The sequence below is a fragment of the Amycolatopsis orientalis DSM 40040 = KCTC 9412 genome (assembly GCF_000478275.1).
Lineage (GTDB): Bacteria > Actinomycetota > Actinomycetes > Mycobacteriales > Pseudonocardiaceae > Amycolatopsis > Amycolatopsis orientalis.
This window is the reverse complement of record NZ_ASJB01000096.1, coordinates 14,082-35,825: the sequence shown is the minus strand read 5'-3', so window position 1 is coordinate 35,825 and position 21,744 is coordinate 14,082. Positions and strand designations below refer to the sequence as shown.

General features: G+C 70.0%; 26 protein-coding genes. 14 read left to right on the top strand and 12 right to left on the bottom strand.

Features of this window, described 5'->3' with window-relative positions; translation table 11 throughout:
• Positions 1-2 precede the first annotated feature (2 nt).
• Together L324_RS38465 and L324_RS38460 are read right to left on the bottom strand one after the other, a co-directional pair.
• Positions 3-2,060, bottom strand: coding sequence for an ATP-dependent DNA helicase (locus L324_RS38465; RefSeq protein WP_037320735.1), 2,058 nt, complete (start codon positions 2,058-2,060; stop codon positions 3-5).
• 125 nt (positions 2,061-2,185) lie between these two features.
• Positions 2,186-2,776, bottom strand: coding sequence for a biotin transporter BioY (locus L324_RS38460; protein WP_037320731.1), 591 nt, complete (start codon positions 2,774-2,776; stop codon positions 2,186-2,188).
• A 153-nt stretch (positions 2,777-2,929) separates the two neighbouring features.
• Here L324_RS38460 and L324_RS38455 point away from each other — a divergent pair, with 153 nt between their 5' ends.
• Positions 2,930-3,595 (top strand): choice-of-anchor P family protein, encoded by a 666-nt coding sequence (locus L324_RS38455; protein ID WP_037320729.1) that lies wholly within the window; start codon positions 2,930-2,932, stop codon positions 3,593-3,595.
• Positions 3,596-3,671: 76 nt separating this feature from the next.
• Here L324_RS38455 and L324_RS38450 read toward each other — a convergent pair whose 3' ends face one another.
• Genes L324_RS38450 through L324_RS38440 form a run of 3 tightly spaced genes read right to left on the bottom strand, consistent with a single transcriptional unit; the run spans position 3,672 to position 6,222 of the window.
• Positions 3,672-4,325 (bottom strand): bifunctional 4-hydroxy-2-oxoglutarate aldolase/2-dehydro-3-deoxy-phosphogluconate aldolase, encoded by a 654-nt coding sequence (locus L324_RS38450; RefSeq protein ID WP_037320726.1) that lies wholly within the window; start codon positions 4,323-4,325, stop codon positions 3,672-3,674.
• On the bottom strand, positions 4,322-4,897 hold the full coding sequence (locus L324_RS38445) for a nicotinamidase (RefSeq protein WP_037320723.1): 576 nt from the start codon (positions 4,895-4,897) through the stop codon (positions 4,322-4,324). Before L324_RS38445 ends, L324_RS38450 begins: the two co-directional genes overlap by 4 nt.
• Positions 4,898-4,917: 20 nt before the next feature.
• On the bottom strand, positions 4,918-6,222 hold the full coding sequence (locus L324_RS38440) for a nicotinate phosphoribosyltransferase (RefSeq protein ID WP_037320720.1): 1,305 nt from the start codon (positions 6,220-6,222) through the stop codon (positions 4,918-4,920).
• A 74-nt stretch (positions 6,223-6,296) separates the two neighbouring features.
• Between L324_RS38440 and clpS the strand changes: the two genes are divergently transcribed.
• The 7 genes from clpS (at position 6,297) to L324_RS38405 (ending at position 10,805) form a co-directional block, all read left to right on the top strand.
• Positions 6,297-6,596, top strand: coding sequence for an ATP-dependent Clp protease adapter ClpS (clpS, locus tag L324_RS38435; RefSeq protein ID WP_037320717.1), 300 nt, complete (start codon positions 6,297-6,299; stop codon positions 6,594-6,596).
• A complete protein-coding gene (locus tag L324_RS38430; RefSeq protein WP_037320714.1) occupies positions 6,593-7,150 on the top strand; it encodes a DUF2017 domain-containing protein in 558 nt (185 codons plus the stop codon). Before clpS ends, L324_RS38430 begins: the two co-directional genes overlap by 4 nt.
• Positions 7,147-8,139, top strand: a complete 993-nt coding sequence (locus L324_RS38425) for a P1 family peptidase (RefSeq protein ID WP_037320711.1) — start codon at positions 7,147-7,149, stop codon at positions 8,137-8,139. Before L324_RS38430 ends, L324_RS38425 begins: the two co-directional genes overlap by 4 nt.
• Positions 8,140-8,267: 128 nt before the next feature.
• The gene (locus tag L324_RS38420; protein WP_037320701.1) at positions 8,268-8,675 is read left to right on the top strand and encodes a M67 family metallopeptidase; all 408 of its coding nucleotides are present in this window, start codon (positions 8,268-8,270) and stop codon (positions 8,673-8,675) included.
• Between the two features lie 72 nt (positions 8,676-8,747).
• A complete protein-coding gene (locus L324_RS38415) occupies positions 8,748-9,020 on the top strand; it encodes a MoaD/ThiS family protein (RefSeq protein WP_005165659.1) in 273 nt (90 codons plus the stop codon).
• A 3-nt stretch (positions 9,021-9,023) separates the two neighbouring features.
• Entirely contained in the window at positions 9,024-9,974 is a 951-nt protein-coding gene (locus tag L324_RS38410) for a PLP-dependent cysteine synthase family protein (protein ID WP_037320698.1), read from the top strand.
• A 111-nt stretch (positions 9,975-10,085) separates the two neighbouring features.
• On the top strand, positions 10,086-10,805 hold the full coding sequence (locus L324_RS38405; RefSeq protein ID WP_037320696.1) for an aspartate/glutamate racemase family protein: 720 nt from the start codon (positions 10,086-10,088) through the stop codon (positions 10,803-10,805).
• Here the strand turns inward: L324_RS38405 and L324_RS38400 are convergent.
• The gene (locus L324_RS38400; RefSeq protein ID WP_037320693.1) at positions 10,760-11,638 is read right to left on the bottom strand and encodes an arylamine N-acetyltransferase family protein; all 879 of its coding nucleotides are present in this window, start codon (positions 11,636-11,638) and stop codon (positions 10,760-10,762) included. The two genes, L324_RS38405 and L324_RS38400, sit on opposite strands and share 46 nt — an antisense overlap.
• Before the next feature lie 82 nt (positions 11,639-11,720).
• Between L324_RS38400 and L324_RS38395 the strand changes: the two genes are divergently transcribed.
• Genes L324_RS38395 through rdgB form a run of 5 tightly spaced genes read left to right on the top strand, consistent with a single transcriptional unit; the run spans position 11,721 to position 15,395 of the window.
• Positions 11,721-12,392, top strand: coding sequence for a rhomboid family intramembrane serine protease (locus tag L324_RS38395; protein WP_037320691.1), 672 nt, complete (start codon positions 11,721-11,723; stop codon positions 12,390-12,392).
• Positions 12,389-13,195, top strand: coding sequence for a glutamate racemase (gene murI, locus L324_RS38390; protein ID WP_037320690.1), 807 nt, complete (start codon positions 12,389-12,391; stop codon positions 13,193-13,195). Before L324_RS38395 ends, murI begins: the two co-directional genes overlap by 4 nt.
• A gap of 30 nt (positions 13,196-13,225) precedes the next feature.
• Positions 13,226-13,993, top strand: a complete 768-nt coding sequence (locus tag L324_RS38385) for an MBL fold metallo-hydrolase (protein ID WP_037320689.1) — start codon at positions 13,226-13,228, stop codon at positions 13,991-13,993.
• A 23-nt stretch (positions 13,994-14,016) separates the two neighbouring features.
• A complete protein-coding gene (gene rph / locus L324_RS38380) occupies positions 14,017-14,793 on the top strand; it encodes a ribonuclease PH (RefSeq protein ID WP_037320816.1) in 777 nt (258 codons plus the stop codon).
• Positions 14,790-15,395 (top strand): RdgB/HAM1 family non-canonical purine NTP pyrophosphatase, encoded by a 606-nt coding sequence (gene rdgB, locus L324_RS38375; RefSeq protein ID WP_037320688.1) that lies wholly within the window; start codon positions 14,790-14,792, stop codon positions 15,393-15,395. The genes rph and rdgB overlap by 4 nt, the downstream gene beginning before the upstream one ends.
• 51 nt (positions 15,396-15,446) lie before the next feature.
• Here the strand turns inward: rdgB and bcp are convergent, their stop codons facing one another.
• From bcp to L324_RS38360, 3 genes are all read right to left on the bottom strand, one after another.
• Positions 15,447-15,920, bottom strand: coding sequence for a thioredoxin-dependent thiol peroxidase (bcp, locus tag L324_RS38370; RefSeq protein ID WP_037320684.1), 474 nt, complete (start codon positions 15,918-15,920; stop codon positions 15,447-15,449).
• 27 nt (positions 15,921-15,947) lie between these two features.
• Positions 15,948-16,493 (bottom strand): hypothetical protein, encoded by a 546-nt coding sequence (locus L324_RS38365; RefSeq protein WP_037320683.1) that lies wholly within the window; start codon positions 16,491-16,493, stop codon positions 15,948-15,950.
• A 202-nt stretch (positions 16,494-16,695) separates the two neighbouring features.
• The gene (locus tag L324_RS38360) at positions 16,696-16,878 is read right to left on the bottom strand and encodes a hypothetical protein (RefSeq protein ID WP_026466904.1); all 183 of its coding nucleotides are present in this window, start codon (positions 16,876-16,878) and stop codon (positions 16,696-16,698) included.
• A gap of 130 nt (positions 16,879-17,008) precedes the next feature.
• On the opposite strand from L324_RS38360, the gene L324_RS38355 reads away from it, so the two are divergent.
• The gene (locus L324_RS38355; RefSeq protein ID WP_268871975.1) at positions 17,009-17,968 is read left to right on the top strand and encodes a glycoside hydrolase family 25 protein; all 960 of its coding nucleotides are present in this window, start codon (positions 17,009-17,011) and stop codon (positions 17,966-17,968) included.
• Positions 17,969-18,014: 46 nt separating this feature from the next.
• On the opposite strand, the gene L324_RS38350 is transcribed toward L324_RS38355, so the two are convergent.
• The 3 genes from L324_RS38350 to L324_RS38340 are packed head-to-tail and all read right to left on the bottom strand — an operon-like array spanning position 18,015 to position 21,657.
• Entirely contained in the window at positions 18,015-18,476 is a 462-nt protein-coding gene (locus L324_RS38350; RefSeq protein WP_037320677.1) for a (2Fe-2S)-binding protein, read from the bottom strand.
• Positions 18,473-19,324 (bottom strand): FAD binding domain-containing protein, encoded by an 852-nt coding sequence (locus tag L324_RS38345; protein ID WP_037320675.1) that lies wholly within the window; start codon positions 19,322-19,324, stop codon positions 18,473-18,475. The genes L324_RS38350 and L324_RS38345 overlap by 4 nt, the downstream gene beginning before the upstream one ends.
• Complete coding sequence (locus L324_RS38340; protein WP_037320673.1) at positions 19,321-21,657, bottom strand: xanthine dehydrogenase family protein molybdopterin-binding subunit; 2,337 nt, start codon at positions 21,655-21,657, stop codon at positions 19,321-19,323. The genes L324_RS38345 and L324_RS38340 overlap by 4 nt, the downstream gene beginning before the upstream one ends.
• Between the last annotated feature and the right edge of the window lie 87 nt (positions 21,658-21,744).

Sequence of the window (21,744 nt, the reverse complement as noted above, 5' to 3'; positions counted from 1 at the left end):
ACTCAGGCCGGGGCGGCGGCGTCGAGGCGGCGCAGCGCGTCGCGGGCGACCTTCGGGTCCATGGTCGGCCAGAACGGCGGCAGCGACGCGCGCAGGAATCCGCCGTAACGGGCCGTGGCCAGCCGTGAGTCCAGGATCGCCACGACGCCGCGGTCGGTGACCGAGCGGTGCAGCCGTCCGGTGCCCTGCGCGAGCAGCAGCGCGGCGTGTGTTGCCGCGACGGTGAGGAAACCGTTGCCGCCCCTGGCTTCCACGGCCCGCTGCCGGGCCGACGAGACCGGATCGTCCGGGCGCGGGAACGGGATGCGGTCGACCACGACGAGCTGGAGCGACGGGCCGGGCACGTCGACGCCCTGCCACAGCGACAGCGTGCCGAACAGGCAGGTGCGCGCGTCCTCGGAGAACTTCTGCACCAGCAGGCCGGTGGAATCGTCGCCCTGGCAGAGGATCGGCAGGTCGAGCCGTTCCCGCATCTCCTCGGTGGCCTGTTTCGCCGCGCGCATCGAGGAGAACAGGCCGAGGGTGCGCCCGCCCGCGGCCTCGATCAGCTCGGCCAGCTCGTCCATCGTGGAAGGCTGCAGCCCGTCCCGTCCCGGCGGCGGCAGATGCTTGGCCAGGTAGAGGATGCCGTTGCGTTTGTGGTCGAACGGCGAGCCGACGTCGAGGCCGGTCCACTTCGGGCCGTCGGCGTCGTCGCTGTCGGCCGGGGCGGCCTTGTCGGTCGCCGCGCCCGGTGCCTTCTCGACCCTGGCCCCGCCGGGCGGGAGACCCCATTGCCGGGCCATGGTGTCGAAAGTGCCGCCCAGGGTCAGCGTCGCCGACGTGAGGACAGTGGTGTGCTGGTTGAAGACGCGCTCGCGCAGCAGGCCCGCCACGCCGAGCGGCGCGACCTTCAGCGCAGGCGGACGCGGGTTCGTGGAGAACCGGTCACCGGTCAGCCAGACGACGTCCCGTTGGTGCGCGTTGTCGTCGTCGAAGGCTTCCAGCAGCCGGACCGCGGTGTCGTGGACCTCTTCGAGCAGCGACCGCGCCAGTTTGCGGGCGGTGGCCTCGTCGACCTCTTCCTTCCGGTCCTTGCCGAGCGCGGTGAGGCAGCGGTGCGCGGCGTCGCGGACGGCGGGGATCGCGCCGGAGAGGGCCTGCGGCAGCGAATCCATCCGGCCGGCGGGCAGGTCGTCGAGGATCAGGGCGAGCCCGTCGCTCGCCTCCAGCAGCTGATCGGCCACTTCCTCGTCGACCAGCTTCCCGCAGCGCCGGGCGGCGGCGGACACCATGCCGCTGGTCAGCTCGCCGGTCGCCACGGACGTCACACGGTCGACCAGATCGTGCGCCTCGTCGATGATCACCAGGTCGTGCTCGGGGAGCACCTGGTAGCCCTGCAGCGCGTCGATCGCCAGCAGCGCGTGGTTGGTGACCACCACGTCGGCCTTGCCCGCTTCGGCGCGGGACCGCTCCGCGAAACAGTCGGTGCCGATGGGGCAGCGTGAGGCGCCGAGGCATTCCTTGGCCGTGACGGAAACCTGGCGCCACGCCTGATCCGAGACGCCGGGGACCAGTTCGTCGCGGTCGCCCGTCTCGGTGTCGGACGACCATTCCCGCAGCCGCGTGACCTCCTTGCCGAGCCGGGAGACCGCGAACGGGTCGAACAGCTGCTGATCCTCCGGCTCGTCCGGGGCGCCGGAATCGAGCCGGTGAAGGCAGAGATAGTTGCGACGGCCCTTGAGGATCGCGAAGGTGGGCTCGCGGCCGAGGGGCTTCTTCAGCGCCTTCGCCAGCCGGGGCAGGTCGCGGTCGACCAGCTGGCGCTGCAGCGCGATGGTGGCCGTGGAGACCACGACCGTGGCCTCCTTCTCGACCGCGTGCCGGATCGCGGGAACGAGGTAGGCCAACGACTTCCCGGTGCCGGTGCCCGCCTGGACGGCCAGATGCTCGCCGGTGCGGATGGCGCGGCCGACGGCGTCCGCCATCCGGACCTGGCCCTCGCGCTCGGCACCACCCACGGACTCGACCGCGTGGGTCAGGAGTTCGAGGACGCCGGGGAAATCAGCACGGTTGGGCACGGGACAAGACGATAGCCGGGCCCACCGTCAAGATCTTGGGCCCCGTGCAATGAAAGGTCCTTTCCTGGCGAATTTCGCAAGGAAAGGACCTTTCATGGCGGCGCGTGGGGCGGTGAAAGGGCCGGTCACGCGTCCTTGCGGAACCGCGAGACGAGTGCCCAGGTGCCCGGAAGCAACGCGGCCGCGACGGCGATCTTCAGCGCGTCACCGATCAGGAACGGCACGACGCCCTTCTGCACCGCGGTCGACAGGCTGACGCCCAGCGAGGCCGCCAGCCACGGCACGCCGAAGGAGTAGATGACGAGGTTGCCGAGCACCATCGTGCCCGCCATGCGCAGCGGCGTGCGGTCACCGCCGCGACCGGCGAGCGCGCCGACCAGTGCACCGGCGAAGACGAACCCGACGATGTAGCCGGCGCTTGCGCCGAACAGACCCGACGAGCCGTCCTGGAACCAGCCGACACCGGCGGCGCCCACGGCCAGGTACAGCGCCATCGACAGCGCGCCGCGCTTCCAGCCGAGCGCCGCGCCGACCAGGAGGGCGGCGAACGTCTGGCCGGTCATCGGTACCGGCGAGCCGGGCACCGGGATGACGAGCTGCGCGGCCGCACCGGTGAGGGCGGCCCCACCGGCGACCAGGATCGCGTCACGGACGAGGGCGCCGGGAACGAGGTCGGCGAGGACCGGACGGTGGCCGGCCACGGACAGCGAAGACACTCAGACCTCCTATGAGTACACGAATGTGAACCGAGGTTAACGTCAGAAGACGGAGTGCGGACCGAATGTCGGCCACCTCACGATCCGGCCCGATCCACTCGTCCGGGTGGCGTGGGCCTGCGCCGGCCGGATACTTGGTGAAGGCTGCCAGCCATGACGAAACCCACGACAGCGGGACGGCTGCTTTCGGTGACGCTGCTGACCGCGGCGCTGGCGGTGGGAGGCCCGGTGGCGTCGGCCGAACCGGCACCCGCGTCGGCGTCGGCGTCGGTCGGCTCTGTCGACGTGGAGATCGGCGACGAACACGTCGCCACCGGCGAACTGGCGCCGTGCGACGCCGACGGGCCGTCGACCGCGAAGACCGCGGGCGGGTCGATCGGCGACTTCGCCCGGTTCAACGGCGGCGAGTCGCGTTGCGGCCGCACCGGGGCCGTCGCCGTCGGCGAGGCGACCGGGCGGCGGTTCGAGACCACGCTGCTCAAGCGGTTCGGCGGCCCGGTGATCAAGGTGCGCACCTTCATGGCGAAGTGCAGTACCACCAAGGACGGCAGCCTCGGCTACATCGAGTTCGGCGACGTCACCGGGTTCACCCTGCCGGAGAACATCCCGCAGAACTACCGGCTGACCATCGCCGGCGGCAAGGGCGGGACGGCGCTGGCATCGCTCACGGTCAACGAGACCGTCACGCCGACGCCGCCCGACGGGAGTCTCGTGACGCACATGCTGCACATCAAGCTGTTCCCGCAGGGCGGGGGACCGGCGAAGGGCGACATCTACCTCGGGACCGCGCGTTGCGACCCGTACGGCAAGAAGCCCTGATCCCAGGCATTTCGTCCTCTGGATGCGGTCCTTGCACGCGCAAGTACCGCGTCCAGAGGACGAAATGCGGAAGGAGTCAGACGCGCGAGACGTACTTCGCCGCCGCGGCGACGAACTCGCTCGCCCGGGTCGCCAGATCCGTCAGCGACCCGGCCGGGGTGAGCGCGTCACCGAGCAGCGGCGTGGCGGCCGCGACGGCGATCGAACCCGACTCGAGGTACTTCGCGACGTCGGCGAGGTGGACGCCGCCGGTCGGCACCAGCGGGATGTCCGGCATCGGCGCCCGGATCGCGCGCAGGTAGGCGACCCCGCCGACGGCGGCGACCGGGAACACCTTCACCGCGGCCGCGCCGAGGCGCCAGGCCTGGTCGATCTCGGTCGGGGTCAGCGCGCCGCAGATCACCGGCAGCCCGCGTTCGTGCGAGCGCTCCAGCACCAGCGGATTCACCGTCGGCGTGACCAGGAACGTCGCGCCCGCGTCCGCGGCGGTGTCCACATCGGACACCTCGCGGACACTGCCGGCGCCGACGTGCACGTCGTCGCCGAGTTTCTTGCGGATCGTCGTGATGGCTTCCGGGGCTCCCGGCGTGGTCAACGCCGCTTCGAGCACCCGGACGCCCGCCGCCTGCAGCACGACGGCCGCATCGGCGAAGCGGCTCGCGTCGGCGGCCCGCAGAATCGCGACGAGCCGGTTTTCGATCAGGGTGTCCTGGAGGTCGTGCTGGATCATGCGGAGGGGACCGGCGCCTTTCCGGTGTAGGTCACGCCGGCCTCGTCGAAGTCCTTGAGCGCCGCGTCGACCGTCGGCTGCGAACCGCCGACGGTGAGGTCGAGCAGCACTCGCACGGTGAAGCCCGCCTTCGCCGCGTCGAGCGCCGTGGCGCGCACGCAGAAGTCGGTCGCGATACCGACGACGTCTACCTCGGTGACGTCGTGCTCCTTCAGCCACGCGTCGAGCGTCTTGCCGTCCCGCGCGTTGCCCTCGAAGCCCGAGTACGCGGCGGTGTACTCGCCCTTGGAGAAGACCTCGCTGATCGGGACGACGTCGAGCGCGGGGTGGAACGAGGCGCCGGAGGTGCCCGCGACGCAGTGCCGCGGCCAGCTGTCCTTGAAGTCCGGCGTCTCGCTGAAGTGGTCGCCCGGGTCGATGTGGTAGTCACGGGTGGCGACGACGTGCGCGTAGCCGCCCTCGGCGGCCAGCTTCGAAATCCCTTCGGCGGCCGCGGCGCCGCCGGGCAGGCCGAGCGACCCGCCTTCGCAGAAGTCGTTCTGCACATCGACCACGATCAGGGCGGTCCCCATGTGTTGCTCCTGAACTCTCTTTAGACGAATACGGTCGGGATGGCCGGCTCCCCGTGCGAGAGCTTGAGGCCCTCCCACGGCAGGCTCACCAGCGCACGCCGAAGCCGCTGGCGCGCGTCGTCCAGCGTGGGCAAATCATCCACCGTCCGGCCGTCCCGGACCAGCGGAATCTGCAATTCGTGGTCGTTCGGTCCCCGTTCCGGTACCGCCGAGGCGGCGGTCCAGATGACCTCTTCGACGGCGGTGCCGGTCTCGCGGTGCCGTCGCAGCGCGGATTTCCGGCCGCCGCGGGACTCCTTGTGCGCGCTGCGCTTGGCCACCGGCTTGCCGTCGACCTCGACGAGCTTGTAGACCATCCCGGCGGTCGGCGCGCCGGAACCGGTGACGACCGAGGTGCCGACGCCGTACGCGTCGACAGGTTCCGCACGCAGTGCCGCGATGGCGTGTTCGTCGAGGTCACCGGACACCACGATGCGGGTGTCCTTGGCGCCGAGGGAGTCCAGTTGCTCGCGCGCCTTGCGGGCCAGCGGGCCCACGTCACCGGAGTCGATGCGGATCGCGCCCAGCTCGGGGCCTGCCACCCGGACGGCCGTTTCGATCCCCTTGGTGATGTCGTAGGTGTCCACCAGAAGAGTGGTGTCGGCGCCCATCTTGTCCACTTGGGCGCGGAACGCGGCCTCTTCACTGTCGTGCAGCAACATGAACGCGTGCGCGACGGTGCCCCGGGTCGGGATTCCGTAGCGCCGCCCGGCTTCGAGGTTGGAGGTGGTGGCGAAACCGGCGAGGTACGCGGCCCGCGCGGCGGCGACGGCGGCGTACTCGTGCGTGCGGCGCCCGCCCATCTCGATGATCGGCCTGCCGTGCGCGGCGCCCGACATCCGCGCCGCCGCGGAGGCGATCGCGCTGTCGTGGTTGAGGATCGAGAGGATCAGCGTCTCCAGCACGACGGCCTCGCCGAACGAACCGGTGACGGTCAGGATCGGGGAGCCGGGGAAGTAGAGCTCGCCCTCGGCGTAGCCGTCGATGTTCCCGGAGAAGGAGTAGTCCGCGAGCCACGAAAGGGTGGCGTCGTCGACGACGGCCGTCGCTTCCAGCTGGCTCAGTTCGGCGTCGGTGAACCGGAAGTCCGCGATCGCGTCGAGGACCCGGCCGGTGCCCGCGACGACGCCGTAGCGGCGCCCGTCGGGCAGGCGACGTGCGAAGACCTCGAACACGCAGGGCCGGTCCGCGGTCCCGTCGGAGAGGGCGCTGGCCAGCATGGTCAGCTCGTAGTGGTCGGTGAGCAGCGCGGTGCTGGCGCCAGTGGCCGCCTCGGGGAAACCCATGGGGCCAGCCTATTCACCCACATGGCCGGACCTGCCAGCCCATACCGGGTGGGGCCCGTGACACCATGGAGTGCATGTCCACGCCTGTCGCATCCGAGCAGACGCAGGTTGATCCACAGGGAGTAGAAGTCGTCTCTGAGGACAGTCCCTGGCGGACGGTCGTCTGGAACGATCCGGTGAATCTCATGTCGTACGTGACGTACGTGTTCCAGAAGCTGTTCGGTTACAGCCGGGACCACGCCACGAAGCTGATGCTCGACGTACACCAGAAGGGCAAGGCGATCGTGTCCTCCGGTTCCAAGGAGAAGGTGGAGACCGACGTCGCGAAGCTCCACGCCGCCGGCCTCTGGGCGACGATGGAGCAGCCATCGTGAACGGATGGCGCCGTAAGGGCGAGACCATCGTCGCGGGGTTCGAGCAGCAGGAGGCCGCGGTCCTCCGTGGCCTGGTCAGCCAGCTGGAGGACATGCTCACCGCGCGCGCCGAGGAGGCACCGCAGGACGAGCTGGCCGAGCTGACCGGGATCCGGACGGGCCCGACGGAGTCGCCGGACGATCCCGTGCTCTCGCGGCTGTTGCCGGACTTCCACAAGCTGGACCCGGACAACCCGACCCGCGAGGACATCGACTCGGCCGCCGCGATGCGGTCGATCCACGAGCCGGATCTGCTGGACAAGAAGGTCGGCGTCGCCAAGATCGTGCTGGACACGCTGCCGCGCGACGGCGGGAACGTGCGGCTGACCTTCGAGCAGGCCGACGCCTGGCTGGGCGCGCTCAACGACGTCCGGCTCGCGCTGGGCACCGCGCTCGACGTCACCGAGGACATGCCCGACGAGCTGCCCGAGGACGACCCTCGCGCGCCGCACCTGGGTGTCTACCACTGGCTGACCTGGGTGCAGGAAACCCTGATCCAGTCACTGACGTCATGATCACCGACGTTCCGGGGGTGCTGGTCGGGCACCACGAGCGGGTCGGTGACGGCTGGGCGACCGGGACGACGGTCGTACTGGTCCCCGGCGGCGCTGTCGGGGCGGTCGACCAGCGCGGCGGCGCGCCCGGGACCCGCGAGACCAACCTGCTGGAGCCGGAGAACCTGGTCCAGCACGTGAACGCGATCTGCCTGTCCGGTGGGAGCGCGTACGGCCTGGCCGCGGCGGATGGCGTCATGCGCTGGCTCGCCGAGCGGAATCTCGGGATCCCGGTCGGGACGCAGCCGCACGAGGTGGTGCCGATCGTGCCCGCCGCGGTGCTGTTCGACCTGCCGCGTAGCGACTGGGGCAACCGCCCGGACGCGTCCTTCGGTTATGCCGCCTGTGAGGCCGCGGCGGCCGGGCCGGTGGGGTTGGGGACCGTCGGCGCGGGTGCCGGGGCGAAGGCGGGATCACTCAAAGGCGGCATCGGGACGGCCTCGGAGCGCGTCGGGGAGTTCACGGTCGGCGTCGTCGCCGCGGTGAACGCCGCCGGGGAGGCGGTGGATCTCTCGACCGGCCGCGCCTTCGCGGCGGATCACGAGGTCGACGGCGAGTTCGGCGTCCGCTGGCCGGACCGGCCCGGCGACGTCGAGGCGAAGGCGGCCGGGCTGAACACGACGATCGGCGTGGTCGCGGTCGACGCGGCGCTGTCCAAGGCGGAGGCGCGACGGCTCGCGGTGGCCGCGCAGGATGGTCTCGCCAGGGCCGTGCGGCCCGCGCACACGATGTTCGACGGCGACACGGTCTTCGCGCTCGCGACCGGCGAGCGGGAACTGCCCGGTGGTGCCGGGCCGATCGCGGCCACGGCGCGCGCGGCGGTGCTGGACACGCTGTGCTCGGCGGCCGCGCGGGTGTTCGGGCGGGCGATGGTGCACGGCGTGCTGAACGCCACTTCGGCCGGTGGCATGCGCGCTTATCGCGACGTCTGGCCCGAAGCGCTCTCCTGACCCCACGTTTCGTCCTCTGGATGCGGTAGTTGCACGCGCAAGGACCGCATCCAGAGGACGAAATGCGGGGGTGAGTGGCGGCAATCTCAGAGTGTGGACCGCCTGCGTCCAGCACCTAAGATGTGGATGTGCTCCGGATCCGCCGTGACCTCGTCGACGAGATCGTCGCCCATGCCCGCCGTGACCATCCCGACGAGGCGTGCGGGGTGATCGCCGGTCCCGAAGGATCGGACAGCCCCGAACGCTTCATCCCGATGGTCAACGCGGCCCGGTCGCCGACGTTCTACCAGTTCGACTCGATGGACCAGCTCAGGCTGCATCGCGAACTGGAGGCGAACGGCGAGGTCCCGGTGGTCATCTACCACTCGCACACCGCCACGGACGCCTACCCGTCGCGCACCGATGTCTCGATCGCCTCGGAACCCGACGCGCACTACGTGCTCGTCTCCACCAAGGACCCCGACTCGCACCAGTTCCGGTCGTACCGGATCGTGGACGGGGAGATCACCGAGGAGCCCGTCGAGATCATCGGCTGAACCCCGGACCCGGAATAACCCGGGCCGGACCGAACGTCTGCGTAGTAGAGAACCCACCGGAGGTAGAAAACCATGGCCGTGACCGTGTCCATCCCGACCATCCTGCGTACGCACACCGGCGGCGAGAAGTCCGTCGAGGCGACCGGCAAGACCGTGCTCGAGGTGATCGACGACATCGAGTCCCGCCACGGCGGCCTCAAGGCCCGCCTGGTCAAGGAAGAGAAGCTGCACCGCTTCGTCAACGTCTACGTCAACGACGAGGACGTCCGCTTCTCCGGTGGTCTCGAGGCCGAGGTCAAGGACGGCGACACGCTGACCATCCTGCCCGCCGTGGCCGGAGGCTGATCCATGGCTCGCTTCGAGTCGCTGCTCGACACGCTCGGCGGCACCCCGCTGGTCGGCCTGCCCCGGCTTTCGCCCACCCACGACGTGCGGTTGTGGGCGAAACTGGAGGATCGCAACCCGACCGGTTCGATCAAGGATCGCCCCGCGCTGGCGATGATCGAGGCCGCCGAGCGTGAAGGGATCCTCCGGCGCGGTTCCACGATCCTGGAGCCGACGTCGGGCAACACCGGGATCGCGCTCGCCATGGCCGCGAAGCTCAAGGGCTACGGCCTGGTGTGCGTCATGCCGGAGAACACCTCCACCGAACGCAAGCAGCTGCTGCAGGCGTACGGCGCGAGGATCGTCTTCTCCCCGGCCGCGGGCGGCTCCAACGAGGCCGTGCGCCGGGCGAAGGAGCTGGCCGAGGCCAACCCGGACTGGGTCATGCTCTACCAGTACGGCAACCCGGCCAACGCCGACGCGCATTACCGCGGAACCGGGCCCGAACTGCTCAAGGACCTGCCGACGCTGACGCATTTCGTCGGCGGCCTCGGCACCACCGGCACCCTGGTCGGGGTCGGGCGCTACCTGCACGAGGCGAAGCCGGACGTGCAGATCATCGCGGCCGAGCCGCGCTACGGCGAACTGGTGTACGGCCTGCGGAACCTCGACGAGGGTTTCGTCCCGGAGCTCTACGACGCGAGCGTGCTCAACGGCCGCTTCTCCGTCGGCGCTTACGACGCGCTTCGCCGGACACGTGAGCTGCTGGAGCACGAAGGCATCTTCGCGGGGATCTCGACCGGTGCGGTGCTGCACGCCGCGCTGGCTGTCGCCGAGAAGGCCGCTGCTTCGGGTAAGCCCGCCGACGTCGCGTTCGTGGTCGCGGACGCTGGGTGGAAGTACCTCTCGACGGGCGCTTACTCCGGCTCGCTCGACGAAGCCGCCGAAAGGCTCGACGGGCAGCTCTGGGCCTGATTCCCCTCTTCTCGCGCGCTATGAAAGGTCCTTTCCTTGCAAAATTTGCAAGGAAAGGACCTTTCATAGCGTTGGCGGCACTGTCCGCGCGGCGCTGGCACGATGGTGGGCATGAAGGTCATCGGGCTGCTGGGCGGGATGAGCTGGGAATCTTCGGCCGAGTACTACCGGCTGGTCAACGAGCGCGTCCGTGAACTTCGCGGCGGGTACCACTCCGCGCATACCGTGCTCTACTCCGTGGACTTCGCCGAAATCGAGGCGATGCAGGCCGAAGGTCGCTGGGACGACGCCGGCCGCGAGCTGAACCGCGCCGCGCGCGGGCTCGAAGCGGCCGGAGCGGACTTCGTCGTGCTCTGCACCAACACGATGCACAAGGTCGCCGAGCAGCTCACCGACGGCCTCGGCATCCCGCTCCTGCACCTCGCCGACACCACGGCCGCGGCGATCAAGGCCGAGAACGTCAAGCGCGTCGGGCTCCTGGGCACCGGCTTCACCATGGCCCAGCCGTTCTACCGCGAACGCCTCGCCGCGCACGGGCTCGACGTGCTTGTGCCCACCGAAGAAGACCGCGAGACCGTGCACCGGATCATCTACGACGAACTCGTCCACGGCGTCGTCACCGACGAGTCGCGCGAGCGGTACCGCGAGGTCATCGCCCGGATCGTCGACGCGGGCGCGGACGGCGTCATCTACGGCTGCACCGAGATCGAACTGCTCGTCGGTCCCGAAGACAGCCCGGTACCCACTTTCCCCACCACCAGGTTGCACGCCGAGGCGGCCGTGGACTACGCGCTCGGCAAGGCCGCGCTCCCCTCCGCTCCGGCGAGGTGACGCTCGTGCTGGGCGACGGCCTGCCGCCACAGCCTGTCTCGCTCCTCATCGGTGAACAGGCCGCGCCGCACCCCGAAGACGTCCTCGATCGCCGTCCACCACTCGGCCGGTGATTCCAGCACCGTCTTGCCGCCCGGCAGGCGGGTGAGCGTCAGCGCGCGCAGCGAATCGAGGCTTTCGGCGTCCCGGCGCTGCAACACGAGCGTGCGGACGAACCCGGAGCTCTCGGACGTGGACAGCTCGACGTGTTTCTCGGCGAAGTCCTGCATCACGGCCGTCTCGGGGGCGAAATCCATGCCGACGAAACTGCCCTGCGGATCGTGGTCGAACCGCCAGCCGCCGGGCGTGATCTCCGACGTCCGCATGCGGAACACCAGCGGCCCCTGCTTGTACTCGCCTTCACTCAGCGGAAGTGGCTCATGGATGCCGTCGCCGAGCCCCACGTCGACCAGCCAGCCGGCTTCCGGCGCCTCGGGCAGCCCGGTCACCGTCAACGCCAGGTGGTTGAGATGGATCCCGGCGGTCTCCTGAGCGGTGTGCGCCCCGCCCGGATGCCGCGTGACCCGGTAGCCGAGCGCCTTCAGCAAGGCCGAAAACGCACCGTTGAGGTGATAACAGTAGCCACCGCGACCGGCGACGATCCGGCCGAACGACACCGCCGGATCCAGCGAGGTGACCCGGCCCAGCTGGACTTCGAGATCCTCGTACGGCACCCGTTCCACATGCGCCTGGTGCAGGCGGAAGAGCGCGTCGAGGCTCGGCGGCTCGTGCCCGAGGCCGAGTCGCGCGAGGTAGGCGGGCACGTCGACGTGCTCGGAAGAAGAGATCCCCATGCGACCGACCGTAGCGGTCCCCACCGACAAATCAGGGTTCTCACGGAGGCGATCCCGCCCGGACCGGCCGTAGCCTGGGGAGGTGACCACTTTGCCTCCCCAGCCGGTCCCGGCGAGCGAGTCGTCCGGCACCGATCCGGCCAAACGCGTCCTGCCGCCGAACCCGAAGGCCGCCGTCATCGTGGCGCTGGCCTTCACCGTGCTGCTCTACCTGGTGGAGCTGGTCGACGTCGTGCTGCCCGCCGACCTCGACCAGGGCGGCATCCTCGCCCGCGACCTCTCCGGGCTGGACGGCGTGCTCTGGGCGCCGTTGCTGCACGCGGGCTGGGGTCATCTGTTCTCGAACACCGTCCCGGTCCTGGTGTTCGCCTTCCTCGCGATGGCGGCGGGCATCGGCCGGTGGGTGCTGGTCACGGCCATCATCTGGGTGCTCTCCGGCCTCGGTGTCTGGCTGATCGCGCCGGACAACACCGTGACCGTCGGCGCTTCCGGCGTCGCCTTCGGCTGGCTCGCGTTCCTACTGGTCAGGGGGATTTTCAACCGGGCGGCCGGGCAGATCCTGGTGGCCGTGCTGCTGCTGGGCATCTGGAGCGGGATGCTCTGGGGACTGCTTCCGGGTGATCCGGGCGTCTCCTGGCAGGGCCACCTGTTCGGTGCGCTGTCCGGTGTCTTCGCGGCCTGGGTGGTGGCGAGGATGGACAGGTCCCGAGCCAAGAAGAGTCCGGCGGCCGGTCCCGGTAGCCTCGCCGTGTGACCAAGCCGAGCGCCGACGCCCCGATCGGCGTCTTCGATTCCGGGGTGGGCGGGCTCACCGTCGCCAGGGCGATCCTGGAGCAGCTGCCCGGTGAGCAGCTGCGCTACGTCGGCGACACCGCTCGCAACCCGTACGGCCCGCTTCCCATCGCGACGGCACGCAAGTACGCGCTGGAGGCGCTGGACGACATCGTCGAAGGCGGGGTGAAGGCGCTGGTCATCGCCTGCAACACCGCGTCCGCGGCCTGCCTTCGCGACGCGCGGGAGCGCTACGACGTCCCCGTCATCGAGGTCGTCCTCCCGGCCGCGCGCCGGGCCGTGTCCGCCACGCGATCCGGCCGGATCGGGGTGATCGGCACCGAGGGCACCGTCCGGTCCCGCGCCTACGACGACGCGTTCACCGCCGCGCAGGGCGTCGAGATCACCAGCGTCGCGTGCCCGCGGTTCGTGGACTTCGTCGAACGCGGGATCACCACCGGCCGTCAGGTGCTCGGCCTCGCACAGGGATATCTCGAACCACTGCTCGACGCCCAGGTCGACACGCTGGTGATGGGCTGCACGCACTACCCGTTGCTGTCCGGGGTGCTGCAGATCGTCATGGGCCAGGACGTCACGCTGGTGTCGAGCGCCGAGGAAACCGCGCGTGACCTCGTGCGTGTCCTCACCGAGAACGACCTCCTCGCCGAACGCGACACCCCGCCGAGGCACGAGTTCGTCGCCACCGGATCCGCCGAGCCGTTCACCAGACTCGCTCAGCGGTTCATGGGTTTCGCTCCGGGTGTGCTGGCTCCCACCAGCGCGTAAAAAAGCCGATTCCGCGCTTAAGGTGTCACAGTGCGTCTCACGATCCTCGGCTGCTGCGGCAGCATCCCCGGGCCCAACGCCGCCGCGTCCGGCTATCTGATCGAGGCGGACGGGTTCGTCCTGGGGCTCGAACTCGGCAACGGGACGCTCGCGCGGCTGCAGGCCCTGCGCGACCCGTTCGATCTGGACGCGCTGATCCTTTCCCATCTGCACCCCGATCACTGCGCCGACGTCAGCGCGCTGACCGTCATGCGGCGCTACCACCCGGCGCTGCCGTATCCCCGGCGGCCGCGCCGCCTGCCGGTGTACGGGCCGTCGGACGTGCACGAGCGGCTCGCCTACGCCTACGCGGCGAACGAGGAGGAGCGGGCGATCACCGACCTCTCCGACGTCTTCGCCTTCGACGTCCTACGGACCGAGCCCATGGAGATCGGGCCGTTCCAGATCACCGCGATCCCGGTCGACCATCCGACCCCGGCGTTCGGCCTGCGGATCGCGCACGGCGGCCGGACGCTCGCCTACACCGGCGACACCGGCATCTGCGACGCACTGACCGAACTCGCCGACGGCGTCGACGTCCTGCTGTCCGAGGCGTCCTGGACCGACTCGCCCGACCGTCCCGCCGGCGTCCATCTGTCCGGCAAGGAAGCGGGGGAGCTGGGACGCAAGGCGCGGGTGGGGCGGCTGCTGCTCACCCACGTCGCGCCCTGGACCGACCGTGACGCCGTCCTCGCCGAGGCGGCCGTCGGGTTCCCCGCCGCCGAGCTGGTCGAGCAGGGCGCCGTCTACGAGGTCTGACGCGGGGTTCTAGAGTGACGGCCGTGGCGAGAAAAGACGGCAGGAACGACGACCAGCTTCGCGACATCAAGATCACCCGCGGTTTCCAGCGGTGGCCGGCGGGCTCGGTGTTGATCGAGTTCGGCGACACCCGGGTGCTGTGCGCGGCGAGCGTCACCGAAGGCGTCCCCCGCTGGCGGGCCGGTTCCGGCCTCGGCTGGGTCACCGCCGAGTACGCGATGCTGCCGTCGGCGACCAACACCCGCAGTGACCGCGAATCCATCAAGGGCCGCGTCGGCGGCCGCACCCACGAGATCTCCCGGCTGATCGGCCGGTCCCTGCGCGCTTGCATCGACCTCGCGGCGCTGGGGGAGAACACGATCGTCATCGACTGCGACGTCATCCAGGCCGACGGCGGCACCCGCACGGCCGCGGTGACCGGCGGTTACGTCGCGCTCGCCGACGCCGTCACCTGGCTCGGCGCCGCGGGCCGCCTCGCGGACCCGCAGCCGCTTTCGTCCTCGGTCGCCGCGGTCAGCGTCGGCGTCGTCGACGGCCGGGTGCGCCTCGACCTGCCGTACGAGGAGGACTCGCGCGCGGAGGTCGACATGAACGTCGTCGCCACGGACACGGGCACCCTGATCGAGGTGCAGGGCACCGGCGAGGGCGCCACCTTCGCGCGGTCCACTTTGGACACGATGCTGGACATGGCGCTCGCGGGCTGCGAGGAGCTGACCCGGTTGCAGACCGAGGCGCTCGCGCTGCCGTATCCCGGCGAACTGCCCGAGCCGCGCACGGACAAGAAGAAGGGTGCGAAGTGACCAAGCTGCTCCTGGCCACCCGCAACGCGAAGAAGCTCGGCGAACTCCGGCGCATCCTGGTGGCGGAAGGGATCGAGGGCGTCGAGGTCATCGGTCTCGCCGACGTCCCCGAATTCCCCGAAGCGCCCGAGACCGCTCCGGACTTCGAGGGCAACGCGCTCGCGAAGGCCCAGGACGCGGCCGCCGCGACCGGACTCCCGGCCATCGCCGACGATTCGGGTATCGCCGTGGACGCGCTCAACGGCATGCCCGGCGTGCTCTCGGCGCGGTGGTCGGGCAAGCACGGGAACGACGAGGCGAACTTGGACCTCGTGCTGGCGCAGCTGTCCGACACCCCGGACGAGCGGATGGGCGCGGCCTTCGTCTGCGCGGCGGCGCTGGTCGTCCCCGGCGGTGACGAGACCGTGGTGCGCGGGGAATGGCGGGGCTCGCTGATCCGGGAACGCCGTGGTGCCAACGGCTTCGGCTACGACCCGATCTTCGTGCCCGAAGGTGAGACGCGGACTTCCGCGGAACTGGAACCGTCCGAAAAGGACGCCGCCTCGCATCGGGGGCGGGCGTTGCGGGCGCTGGTGGGAGAGCTGCGGAAGCTGGCAGGCTGAGTCTCGTGAGTGGTAATGACGGTTCTAACCGTCATTACCACTCACGAGGCGTTACGCGAGGGAGAGGTCCCGGAGCAGCTTCGCGACGTGCCCGGTGGCCCGGACGTTGTACTGCGCCACCGCGATCTTGCCGTCCGCGTCGACCACGAACGTCGAGCGGATGACGCCCTCGTAGACCTTGCCGTAGTTCTTCTTCTCGCCGAAGGCGCCGTACGCCTTGAGGACGGTCTTCTCCGTGTCGGAGAGCAGCGGGAAGGTCAGCCCCTCCGCCTCGACGAACTTCGCGAGCTTCGCGGGCTTGTCCGGGGAGATGCCGAGAACCTGGTAGCCGGCGTCGTTGAGCTGCGCGAGGCTGTCCCGGAAGTCGCAGGCCTGCTTCGTGCAGCCCGGCGTTCCGGCGTTCGGGTAGAAGTACACGACCACCGACTTGCCGCGGAAGTCGCTGAGCTTGACGTCGTTGCCCTCGCTGTCGGGGAGGGTGAAGTCGGGCGCTTTGTCGCCGGGGGAGAGTCGCTGCTCGGTCATGAGGCACACGGTAGCGAACCGGAGCCCTCAGACCTTCCCACAGTAGGTCGCGGCGACCGGTTCCGCGGGGTTCGGCCGTACCTGCAACCGCAGGCGCACCGGCTTGTCCGGAACGGCGAACGCCAGGTTCAGGTGGACCGACCGGCCGGGTGCCACGTCCTTGCCCGCGTCGGCGACGCCGTTGTAGCCCTGCACCGCGTCGACGACCTGTTTGACCGCCGAGCTCTCCCCGTCGACCTCGCCGGTCACGGACAGGCCGGAAAGCCGGTAGACCCCGTCACCCGCGTTCGTCACCTCGATGCCGAAGGCCACCGCGCGCGGGCTCTGCGGATACGCCGACACGCTGGGCCGGAACGATTTCGGCGCGGACACGGAGATGGTGACCCCGGTCGCGAACCGGTGCGGCGCGCCGAAGGTGAGGTCGCCTTCCGCGTGGGTCGCGGCCAGCCCGTGCGCCGGCGCGTCGGCACCGAGCGCGGCGGCCCCTTTTTCCGGTGCCGGGACCCCGCACGCGGTCGCCAGCAGCAACGAGCAGGCGGCGATCAAGAGCTTCGGGGTGCGCGGGGGCGCCATGTGCGGTTACTCCAGTCGGCGGGTCGGGTGGGCCGTTCGAGGTAGGTATTAGTGCCGAAGAGTCCAGAGTGACGGTCTTCCTCAGCTGAGAGGAGCGGCGCGGCCGGGTTGAGGCGCACCTGGTGTACAGCCGTGGCCGTTCCGTGATCGCAGGGGTACGGGTGGTGACAGTCGTCACCTCGGTGGCACAGCGGCCACGGGCTCACACGGCGAAGGCGAAGAACAGGATGAAGATCGCCAGGCCGGATACCCAGGCCACGATCAGCCAGCCGAAATCACGCATCGGGTCGACCGCGCGGCTCTCCTCGCCCGGGACGTAGACGCCGCGTTCTTCGAACCAGTCCGCCCACCGGGTCATCCAGCGAAAAGGGCTTCGAGACGCCATGCCTGTCACAGTACGGGCACGGGTGAGTCCGGTCAGCCAGGGAGGCGCCGCCCGAAAGGGCGAATCGGGCGGACCAGTTATCGCCCGCTAGGCCCTTTTGTCCAACGGGTTCACCCTTCAGGCTGTAACGATGGCGCTGGGAATAGATGTCTACAGTCGCTTTCAATCCGTTACTGATTGGCAGGCCGTCAAGAAGCACGGAGTGTCCTTCGTCTTCGTCAAGCTCACTGACGGCGGCGGTCTGCCGAACGGCGGCCGCAACACCGGCGACGCCCTGGTGGGCGGCGCCCGATCCGCGGGGATCCCGGTGGGCGGCTACCACTTCGCCCAGTTGAGCCCGTCACCCGAGGCGCAGGCCGACGTGTTCATCTCGGAGGTCAGGCGGCTGGGGGCGACCGGCTGCGTCCCGATGCTCGACCTCGAGGACAACCCGCCGGGTTCGGGCGCGCCGAACATCCCCGACGGGCGCAAGCGGGACTTCGCGATCCGGTTCTGCAACCGCGTCGCGGGGCACGGGTTCCGGCCCGGTGTGTACATGAACAACGCACTCGCCAGGATGCTGCGCCCGGATCAGTTCGGCGTTCCGGACCTGGTGATCTGGATCGCGCGCTACGGCGCCAAACCCGACGCCGCCGCGGGCCGCTACGACGTGCACCAGTACTCGGACGCCGGTCAGATCCCCGGTATCCGGGCGAGCAGTGTCGATCTCAACGAGTCCTACACGAACGCCCACTTGACCGGCGGCGGCGCCGCCCCGAAGCGGAAGGGGACGACAGAACTCATGGAACGCAGGACCATACCGGCCAGTCCGTCCACCACGTCCGTGCGGTTGCTGCTCTCCGGCAGCGAGACGGCCGCGATCATCGTCCGCCCGCGCGTCGACGGCGACGGCACCACCGACACGCCCGTCTGGCAGGGCAACATCTACGCCTGGGGGAGCGACAAGGTCGGTGTCGGCGGGAATCCCCTGCAGACGCCCGGATTCAACCCGAAGACGGTTTCGCACCGGCGTTATCACCTGCCCGGCGCGGTGTGGGTCGACTTCGAGTACAGCTCGAACGTGGAGTTCGAGATCGACATCGTCGGCTGATCGTGGATGAGGTGGTCGTGAGTGCCGAGTGTCGTTAGAACGACACTTACCACTCACGACCAGCGTCCCGGATGGCGTCCACGATGAACTGATACCCCGTGCACCGGCACAGGTTTCCCGAGATCCCCTGCCGGATCTCGGCGTCCGTCGGGTCCGGGTTCTCCTTCAGCAGTTCCATCGCCGTCGCCAGCATCCCCGGTGTGCAGAAACCGCATTGCAGTCCGTGGTGCTTCCGGAACGACTCCTGCAGCGGATGCAGTTCGCCGTCCGACGCCAGCCCCTCGATCGTGACGATCTCCGATCCGTCCACCTGCACCGCCAGCAGGCAGCACGATCGCGCGCTCGCGCCGTCGAGGGTGATCGTGCACGAGCCGCAAACGCCGTGTTCGCAGCCGACGTGCACCCCGGTGAAACCCAGGTCGTGGCGCAGGAAGTCGGCGAGTGTCCGCCGTGGTTCGCAGTCCGCGCGGTAGATCCGCCCGTTCACCGTCAGGGTGACCGTGATCATGCGCCCTCCTTCGCTCGCGTGATCGCCCGCCGGGTGAGGACCGCGGCCATCTCACGCCGGTAATCGGCGGGGGCGTGGAGGTCGCCGGGCGGATCCGTCGCGTCGGCGGCGAGATCGGCCGCGGCGGCGATCGCGTCGGCCGTCAAGGCGCGGCCGGTGAGCGACTCTTCGGCGGCGGTGGCGCGGATCGGCGTGGGACCCGCGCCGGCGACGGCGATCCGGGCGGTTTCGCAGACGCCGCCGGACATCGTCACGGTGGCGAAGACGGCGACCAGTGCGAGATCGCGGCTTCGTCGGCTCAGCTCTTCGACCGCGCTGCCGCCTCGGTGCGACGGCACCGAGATCCGGGTCAGCAGTTCGCCGGGGCCCAGCGCCGTCCGATGTGGACCGAGGAAGAAGTCCCGCGCGGCGATCGGCCGCTCGCCTTCGGGGCCGTGGACGCGGAACTCGGCGTCGAGGGCGACCATCACCGCGGGCAGCTCCGCGGCCGGGTCGGCGTGCGCGAGGCTGCCGCCGATGGTGCCCCGGTTCCGGATCGCCACATGCCCCACGTAACCGAGCGCCTCGGCGAGCAGAGGGACTTCGGAGTGGACGACGGCGGACGTCTCGACGACACGATGCCGCGTGAGTGCGCCGATCTCCAGCCGCCCGTTCTCCTTGTGCAGGACGGAAAGCCCGTCGATGCGGTTGATGTCGACCACCAGCGGGGGCCGCACCTGACGCAGGTTCAGCAACGGCACCAGGCTCTGCCCACCCGCCAGCACACGCGCGTCCGGCGTCTCCGCCAGCGCCTCGATGGCCTCATCGAGCGACGAAGCCCGGAGGTAGTCGAACGGAGCGGCCTTCACCGGCGCGCTCCCCGTTTCATCGCGGCCAGCAGCCGGGGTGGCGTGATCGGCAGGGAAGTGATCTCGACGCCGTACTCGCGCAAAGCGTCTTCGACAGCATGCGCGATCGCCGCGCCACCGCCGATCACGCCCGCTTCCCCCATTCCCTTGAAGCCGCCGGGAACGTGCTCGGCGGGGGTCGTCATATGGGAGACGGAGAACGACGGGATCTCGGTCGCCGTCGGCAGCAGGTACCCGGTGAACGACGTGGTCTCCATCCGTCCGTCGGCGCCGTAGACCAGTTCCTCGTACAGCGCCCCGCCGATCGCCTGCGCCGCGCCGCCGTGCAGCTGCCCGTCCACGATCGTCGGATTGATCACGGTGCCGCAGTCGTGCGCGATCAGGTAGTCCAGCAGCGTCACCACGCCGGTCTCCCGGTCGACTTCGGCGAGTACGGCCGTGCAGCCGAACGAGGTCGCGACGTTGACGGGGTCGTAGACCTCGCGCTCCTCCAGCGTCGGCGTCTCGCCTTCCGGCCAGACGCCGTTCAGCCGCCGGTACGCCGCGTCGCCGATCGCGGCCAGCGTGATCTCCTTGCCCGGCACGCCCTTCACCGAAACGACTCCGTCCTCAAGGGACAGATCATCCGGCGAGACCTCCAGGATGTGGCCCGCGACGCGCAGGATCTTCGCCCGTAGCCGCGCCGACGCGTTCAGTACCGCCGCACCGCCGACGGCCGCTCCCCGGCTCGCCGCCGAGCCGTATCCGGTGTACGGGCAGCTGTCGGTGTCCCCGGACAGCACGGTGACGTGGTCGAGCGGGACGCCGAGCGTCTGCGCGGCCACCTGTGCCAGCGTGGTGTGGATGCCCTGACCGATCGCGGACAGTCCGGTGTGGACGGTCACGTGCCCGGTCGAGTCGACCCGGACGACCTCCTCGTCGAAGCCGGAATGCCCCAGCCCGGCGAGATTGACGATCCGGCTCGGCCCGAATCCGGTGAGTTCGTTGTGGAACGAGTACCCGATGCCGACACCGTTCCCGCGTCGCTCGGCCCAGCCCGCCTCTTCGACGGCCTTCAGGCAAAGATCCAGGCAGTCTTCGTAGCGTCCGCTGTCGTAGACGAAAACCGGGCTCTGGTAGGGAAACGCCTCCGGTGGGATGAAGTTCTTGCGCCGTACCGCGTGCGCGTCCACCCCCAGGCGCTTCGCCAGCCGCTCCACCAGCCGTTCGTGCACGAAGTTCGCCTTCGGCAGCCCGTAACCGCGGAACGACCCGTACGGCGAGCGGTTCGTCATCACCGCGACGAGGCTCAGTTCCACGTTCGGGATGGCGTACGGCCCGGTCAGCAACGCCGTCGTCGTCCAGCACGGGCTGGCGCCGGCGGAACCGAGCACGCCGCCGAGCACGCCGTACACCGTGGCACGCAGGCCGGTGATCGTGCCGTCGTCTTTGGCGGCCAGTTCGACGTCGATCTTCTGCTCGCGCGAGTGCGCGGTGGCGACGAAGCTCTCCGCGCGATCCTCGATGAGCTTGACCGGTTTCCCGGTGCGCCGCGAGAGGATCGCCGCCACGACCTCCTCGGGGTAGAAGTCGAACTTGTTCCCGAAGCCGCCGCCCACGTCGGGGGTGCGGACACGGATCTTGTCGATCGAGAGCCCGAGGACTTCTCCCAACAACTCCCGGGCCAGGTTGGGCGCCTGAGTGGAGAGCCAGACGTCGAGCCGGTCGGTGAACGGGTCCCAGGTCGCGACGACACCGCGCGTTTCGAGTGGCGTGCCCATCTGGCGCGCGAAGCGGAACGACTCGGTGAGCACGACGTCGGCCTCGGCGAACGCGGCGGTCACGTCGCCCATCGGGATCGTCCCGGTCCCGGCGATATTGCCCGGCCAGTCTTCGTAGAGCTTCGGGGCGCCGTCCGCCAGCGCCTGTTCGAGGGTGCTGACGGCGGGGAGTTCCTCGTACTCGACCTCGATCAGTTCCAGTGCGTCTTCGGCGGTCGCCCGGTCCTTCGCCGCGACGGCCGCGACGCCCTGGCCGGGATAGCGCACCTTGCCGACGGCCAGCGCGTGGGTCCCGGGGATCCGCATGTCCGGCAGGTTCGCCCAGATCACCGGCTGTGGCGCCTTCGTGCACGACCGCACGTCTTCACCGGTGACCACGGCGAAGACACCGGGATGGGCGTTCGCGGCGGTGACATCGACGCGCACGATCCGTGCGTGCGGAAGGGGACTGCGGAGGACGGCGGCTTCGAGGAGCCCGGGCATCGTGACGTCGTCGATGTACCGCGCCCGGCCGGTGAGCAGGCGGACGTCCTCCTGCCGGGTCACCCGCGCGCCGATCAACCCCTCGCCCATGACCTCACTTTTCCGCACCGGCGGCCCTTCGCGCATCGTGCACACGGGTCACCCGTGCGGATTCGCACGGCCGGACCGTGAACATCG